The sequence below is a fragment of the Streptomyces panacea genome (genome assembly GCF_040560175.1).
In the GTDB taxonomy this organism is placed as follows: domain Bacteria; phylum Actinomycetota; class Actinomycetes; order Streptomycetales; family Streptomycetaceae; genus Streptomyces; species Streptomyces panacea.
In genome coordinates this window covers 1-6145 of the sequence record NZ_JARJHW010000284.1, presented here as the reverse complement: position 1 = coordinate 6145, position 6145 = coordinate 1, and the positions used below count along the sequence as shown (strand labels likewise).

5 protein-coding genes and 1 pseudogene are annotated in these 6145 nt (G+C 69.9%); 5 read left to right on the top strand and 1 reads right to left on the bottom strand.

Features of this window, described 5'->3' with window-relative positions; genetic code table 11:
* From P3L51_RS34485 to P3L51_RS34465, 5 genes and pseudogenes are all read left to right on the top strand, one after another.
* Window positions 1–200: pseudogene (locus tag P3L51_RS34485) on the top strand (alpha/beta hydrolase); the annotation flags it as partial.
* A 95-nt stretch (window positions 201–295) separates the two neighbouring features.
* On the top strand, window positions 296–793 hold the full coding sequence (locus P3L51_RS34480; protein ID WP_354609306.1) for a hypothetical protein: 498 nt from the start codon (window positions 296–298) through the stop codon (window positions 791–793).
* Window positions 794–930: 137 nt separating this feature from the next.
* Window positions 931–2511, top strand: coding sequence for a serine/threonine-protein kinase (locus tag P3L51_RS34475; RefSeq protein WP_354609305.1), 1581 nt, complete (start codon window positions 931–933; stop codon window positions 2509–2511).
* A 76-nt stretch (window positions 2512–2587) separates the two neighbouring features.
* Complete coding sequence (locus tag P3L51_RS34470; protein WP_354609307.1) at window positions 2588–3592, top strand: C40 family peptidase; 1005 nt, start codon at window positions 2588–2590, stop codon at window positions 3590–3592.
* A gap of 326 nt (window positions 3593–3918) precedes the next feature.
* A complete protein-coding gene (locus P3L51_RS34465) occupies window positions 3919–4644 on the top strand; it encodes a phosphatase PAP2 family protein (protein ID WP_354609304.1) in 726 nt (241 codons plus the stop codon).
* 13 nt (window positions 4645–4657) lie between these two features.
* Here the strand turns inward: P3L51_RS34465 and P3L51_RS34460 are convergent.
* The coding region (locus P3L51_RS34460) for an FAD-binding oxidoreductase (protein WP_354609303.1) at window positions 4658–6145 on the bottom strand (1488 nt) is incomplete at its 5' end.

Sequence of the window (6145 nt, the reverse complement as noted above, 5' to 3'; positions counted from 1 at the left end):
TCGGCACGGATCCGGCGCACGAGGATTTCGGAGCGAGGAGATTCCGGGTGGAGGACGGGCCGCGGCCGGTTATGGATATGGGTGGGGTGCAGGCGCACTCCAACTATTTCGATCCGGATCGCGACGAGGTGGCGGCTCGGAATGTCGCCAAAATCGTTGCAGGCAGAGGGCGGAACATCAGCATGCAGGACCCGCGATGAGAATTATGCGCTCAGTCTGTGTCCTTCTCCTGATTGCGGTGGCTGGATGCGGACTTACTTCAGGTGCGAACGGTCCAGAGGGGAAACAGTCGGGTATGAACATGCAGGAGGCCGCCGAGAGAGCGGATGCGATTGTTCAGCAGACAGTTGATTCGGTGAAGCCGAGACTTCGCTGGAACCATGGGCCGTCGATTGACAAGGTCTGCACCGACCTCAAGAACGACGCCAGCGGTACGGGGTCGGTGAGACGTCGCGTAGCGATCATGACCATCGTCTCGGAGCAGCGACGCGGCAGTTTGCTCGGTGTCGTGGAGCGTGGTTGGAAGTCACGAGGCTACGAGATCACCAGCGTGGATACGGATCACGATCTGCCCGCCATTTACGCGGCCACTCCAGAGGGCTTTCGCATGAGCGTGGCCGTCGCCGGCGAAGGTCAGTTCTTCTTCTCCATCACCACCCCGTGCTTCACCGAGTCGGACGTCGCCGATCCCAAGACCCCGCCGAACACCCCGCACCGCGAAGGTGGGTACCCCCAGCGTCCCGACTTCCACGACGACTTCTGGTCCGCCCCCACACCCCCACCCCGCACCTGATTCGCAGTCAGCTCCCCATGACCCCCCGCCCACCCCTGTGGCACAGTCGTTCCCGTGGATGCCCTCAGAGCCCAGGACCCCGCGCGGATCGGTGCCTACGTGCTGCTCGCGCGGCTCGGGCCGGGGGGATGGGGCAGGTGTATCTCGGGCGGTCGCCCGGGGGGCGGCTCGTCGCCGTCAAGGTGGTGCGGGAGGAGATCACCGAGCACCCTGAGGCTCTCGCCCGGTTCCGGCGGGAGGCGGAGACCGTACGTGCCGTGCGCAGCGCGTACACCGCGAATCTCATCGACGCGGGGCTGGACGCGGCGCCGTACTGGATCGCCACCGAGTACGTCACCGGCCCGACGCTCGCCCGCGCCGTGCGCGAGCGGGGGCCGTTTCCTCCGGTGACCTGTCGGCGGCTGATCGCCGCGATGGCCGAGGGACTGGCCAGCGTCCACGCGTACGGCGTCACGCACCGTGACCTGAAGCCGCAGAACGTTCTTCTGGCCGCCCAGGGGCCTCAGTTGATCGACTTCGGGATCGCCCGTGGGGTCGAGCAGACCGCACTCACGCAGGACGGCCAGGCCCCCGGCACGCCCGGCTACACCTCGCCCGAGGTGCTCGTGCGCAACGAGGTGGGCCCTGCCGCCGATATCTTCGCTCTCGGCGCGACCGTCGCCTACGCGGCGACGGGACGGGCGCCGTTCGGGGGCGGGGATTCCGCTGCCGTGAGCTACCGGGCCGTTCATGAGGAGATCGACACGGCCGGGGTCGAGCCCGGTCTCGCCGCGCTGATCCGCGAGTGCGTCGCCAAGGATCCCGCCTTTCGGCCCGGTCCGGCGGAACTCGTCCGGCGGTGCGCCGTGGACACGGCCCTCGTCGACGATCCCGCGTACCAACCGCTGGTCGCCATGGCCGCCGTGGTGCCGGACGCGCCCCAACGGCCCCACCACGCACCGACACCGGCGGTACACGACCTGCCGACCCGGACCCAGGGGCCTCCGCAGCTCCCGCCGTCCGCCCCGGCACGCCCCTCCCGGCGCGGTACGCCCTGGCTCGTCGCCGTCGCCGTCGGTGCCGTCATCGGGATCTCCGTCGCCACCGCCGTGTGGCTGCTCCCGGGAAGCGGAAGCGGGAGTGGAGACAACGGCGGCGGCGGAGACAACGAAGGCGCCGCTCCGAGCGACCTGGCCTCCACCGGGAAGCCCGACGGCCCTCCCGGGTACATCCAGGACATCGGCACCTCCCGGCACGCCTGGAACGGCCTCCGGGACAGTTGCAACCTCCCCGCCGAGGAGGAGGCGCCGCTCCAGTTCCAGTTCGCCACCACCACCGGCGAGAACGACCCCACCGGTGAAGTCCCGCTCGGCAAGGCGCAGATCGGCTACCGGCTCAAGTACGAGGAGCCGAACCTCCCCCCGTACTACGTCTCCGTCGAAGTGAAGCCTCCCCACCGGCTCGACGGGAACGGCCGCCCCGGTGCCTCGGACGAGAACAGCGACCAGTTCGGCTTCGTCAGCAGGGCCGCCGATCTGTACGAGGGGGACGAGACCGAGTGGAAGTACCTCACCTACCCCGACGACTTCTCCTTCCGCACCGGCGGCGGGGGCCGGCCCGCGCCGCCGCTCTCCGACGACCCCGGCGAGTGGACCGTCGTCTACCACCACGCCACCTCGGACAAGGACCACAGGAGCGTCGTCTGCACCGGGTTCATGTCCGACGTCCTGTCCGAATAGCACCGACACGACAGGCGGGAAAATGGCGGTGAACGTGTCCCGGATGAGGGAGGGTTGAGAGGTGCGTAAATTCTGGATGGCCGGCGCGATCGGGCTCGGGCTGAGCCTGTGCTTCATCGCGCTGCTCGTCGTCGGGACGTACTCCGCCGCCGCCGGTGGCGCGGGAGGTGGTGGGGCGGTCGGGCTGGCCAAGGGGGCCGTGCCCGCGAAGTATCAGCGGCTGGTGCAGGAGTGGGGCAATCTCTGCCCCGCGATCAATCCCGCGCTGCTCGCCGCGCAGCTCTACCAGGAGAGCGGCTGGGACCCCGACATCGTGAGCCCGGCGCAGGCCCAGGGCATCGCGCAGTTCATTCCGGGGACCTGGGCGGCGCACGGCGTCGACGGGGACAAGGACGGCGACCGCGACGTCTGGGACCCGCAGGACGCGATTCCGTCGGCCGCGACGTACGACTGCAAACTCGCCGGGTACGTCGACGATGTGCCGGGCAATCAGACGAAGAACATGCTCGCGGCGTACAACGCGGGCGCGTACGCGGTCATCAAGTACGGGGGCGTCCCGCCGTACCCCGAGACGCAGAATTACGTGAAGGTCATCACCACCCTCGAACAGAGCTTCGCCCGCCCCGTCGGCCGCGTAGAGCCCTCCAAGCAGGCCGCCGCCGCCATCTACTACGCGCAGCAGAAGCTCGGTACGAAGTACCTGTGGGGCGGCAACGGCACCCCCGAGCAGCAGGGGCGGTTCGACTGTTCCGGGCTGACTCAGGCTGCCTACCGGTCCGTCGGGATCGAGTTGCCGCGTGTCGCCAACGATCAGTACAACGCCGGGGAGCATCCCTCGCGCGACCAGTTGATGCCCGGGGATCTCGTCTTCTTCTCCGACGACCTCACCAACTCGCGGACCATCCGGCACGTCGGGATGTATGTCGGAGGCGGGTACATGATCAACGCTCCGTACACCGGCGCGGTGATCCGGTTCGACAAAATCGACACCCCTGACTACTTCGGGGCGACCAGGGTCACCGAAGACGGCGCGAAATCGCTGCCGACCGATCTGCCCACCGAGCGGAAGTCCGGTACGTAAAACGGCTGACGGGACGTCGGTCCGACGGGGCGTAAGGGTGGCGAAGGGTTGACACCCGGAAGGGTGGAGTCGGGCCCCGTCCGGGGCGCGCGTGGCCGGAATTATCCGTTCGTTCACCGCTCTGAGCTGGGACGATGTGTCACTCTTCGATAACGTCCTGGAGATCGTCCGGTGAAGACTGGAACCTGTAGGGGGATCAGGCCGTTCCCTGGACTGGGGCTGTGGCGTTGATCGCGCAGCACTGACCGCAGGCACCGCGGGGGTTGGTGGAAGCGACACGCCCGGAGGCGTGTCGTGGTGGGCGACAAGGCAAGGGGCCGCAGCACATGGCTGGACTCGCGATCGATGGGTCGAACCCCGACGTCAGCCTGCTCTACGACATCAACGGTCTGGCCAAGTCGGCCCCCGACCGGTTCGACCGCGGCATGGAGTTCGCCGGCGAGTACGGGATCATGATCGGGCTCGTCCTCGTCGCGCTCTGGTGCTGGTGGAGCGTGCGGCGGCGCGGGGCGGCCGAGGATTCCGTGGCCGCCGTCGCCGGGCTGCTGTGGGCGCCGCTCGCCGCCGGTGTCGCGTTGCTGATCAACATCCCGATCCGGGAGTTCGTCGGGCGCGACCGGCCCTTCGTCGACCACCCGGGGCTGGACGTCCTGGTGGCCGGCAAGACCGACTTCTCCTTCGTCAGCGACCACTCGACCATGGCCATGGCCCTGGGCGCGGGCATCTTCGTCGCCCACCGCAAGTTCGGGCTCGCCGCGATCGGGCTCGCGCTGGTCGCGGGCTTCAGCCGGGTCTATCTGGGCGTGCACTACCCGACCGACGTGATCGGCGGCTTCGCCCTCGGTACGGCTGTCGTGCTGCTCCTCGCGCCGCTCGCCATGGCGCTGCTCACCCCCCTGGTGTCGGCGGTCTGCCGGTCGCCGCGGGTGGGGCTGCTCGTACGGTCGCGTGCCGCGCGGGACGCCGACCGGGCCGAGGCCGCCGAGACGCCGGGGACCCGGCCGCTCGGCATCCCCGAGGCGCGGCCCGACGACAACAACCTCGCCGCGTGACACCCACCAACACCTAGAGCGCCTGCGGGAAATCGAACATGCGCGTCGGGTCGTAGCGCTCCTTCAGCTCCTTCAGCCGGTCCGCCGCCGGGCCGTAGTACGCCCCGCGCCAGTCGGTCAGCGCCGGGTCGGTGTAGTTCTGGTACGCCGCGCCCGACGCGTGACTTCGTAGGGCACCTTGGCTTGTTTTCAGCCATGCCTGCTGCGAGGTGCCGGACGTGCCGGGGCGCCAGGACGCCACGTACTGCGCGAGCATCCGGGAGCCGCGGTGCACGAAGGCCGTCGCGAGCGGGTCCACCCGGTTGATCGCGCCGCCGAGCGCGGTCAGCGCGACCGTGCCCGACCCCGCTCCGTCGGCGACCTTGATCCGGCTGAAGTCCTCCACGGCCGACAGCACGGTGCCGATGCCCGCCGGCGACAGCGACCGGTCGAAGAAGTCCGAGGTCGCGGCGTACGTCTCCCGTGACAGCGCGCCGTCCTTCCCCCGGCCGGGCGTGGTGCCGGGCAGCCGGCACCGGTCGTCGCTGAATCCGGCGCAGCCGGCGTACGCGAGCATCGACTCCTCGTAGCCGCGCGGGCGCAGCGAGACGAAGCTCGCCGGGGAGCCCGCGCGGTCGGCGAGCCGGTCGAGGGCGTTCTTGAGGTCGGACTCGCCGCCGAGAGTGAAGGCGGAGACCGAGAGCGTCGGGTCGGCGCCGCCGCCCGCGCCGACCGCGAGATGGAGCGAGGACCAGATCTCGTCCGGCTGGTCGGGGCCCCACTCCTGCCAGGCCGCGAAGACCGAACGGGCCTTTGACCAGGGCCAGTTGAGGTTCGCCGCCACGCCGGTGGCGGCGGGGTGGGTGCGGAAGCGCAGCTCGGTGACGACACCGAAGTTGCCGTTGCCCGCGCCCCGCAGGGCCCAGAAGAGATCCTTGTGCTGCTCGGCGTCGGCGGTCAGGCGCTTGCCGTCGGCCGTCACGATCGTCGCCGAGGTGAGGCTGTCGCAGGTCAGACCGTACGCGCGGGAGACGACCCCGTGGCCGCCGCCCAGGGTGAGACCGGAGATGCCGACGGTGGCGCAGGAACCGCCCGGGATCGTACGGCCCCGCCGGGCGAGCGCGCCGTAGATGTCGATGAGCTTGGCGCCCGCGCCGATGACGCCGTCCGACGCCGCGTCATCGAGGGCGTCGAGGGAGGAGATGTCGATGACGAGCCGGCCGTTGCCGCTGGACCAGCCGGCGTAGGAATGGCCGCCGTTGCGGATCGAGACCGGGGTCTCGTGCGCGCGGGCGAAGGCCAGGCACTCCCGGATGTCGTCCTCGCCGGCGACATACGCGACGGCCGCGGGCTTCAGGCCGTCGAAGCGCGTGTTGTAGAGCTGGCGGGCCGTCGCGTACTCGCTGTCCCCCGGCCGTACGAGCTGACCGTCCAGCCCCGAGGCGAGCGCGCCCCAGGCGGGGGAGGAAGAGGTACGCGTCGGAGGGGGCTTGTTCGCGGTGGAGCCCGATGAGCCCTGTCT

Bases quoted from the DNA above. Each gene is read 5' to 3' on its own strand.
- P3L51_RS34480 (WP_354609306.1), top strand. From the start codon at position 296: ATGAACATGCAGGAGGCCGCCGAGAGAGCGGATGCGATTGTTCAGCAG.
- P3L51_RS34465 (WP_354609304.1), top strand. From the start codon at position 3,919: ATGGCTGGACTCGCGATCGATGGGTCGAACCCCGACGTCAGCCTGCTC.
- P3L51_RS34470 (WP_354609307.1), top strand. From the start codon at position 2,588: ATGGCCGGCGCGATCGGGCTCGGGCTGAGCCTGTGCTTCATCGCGCTG.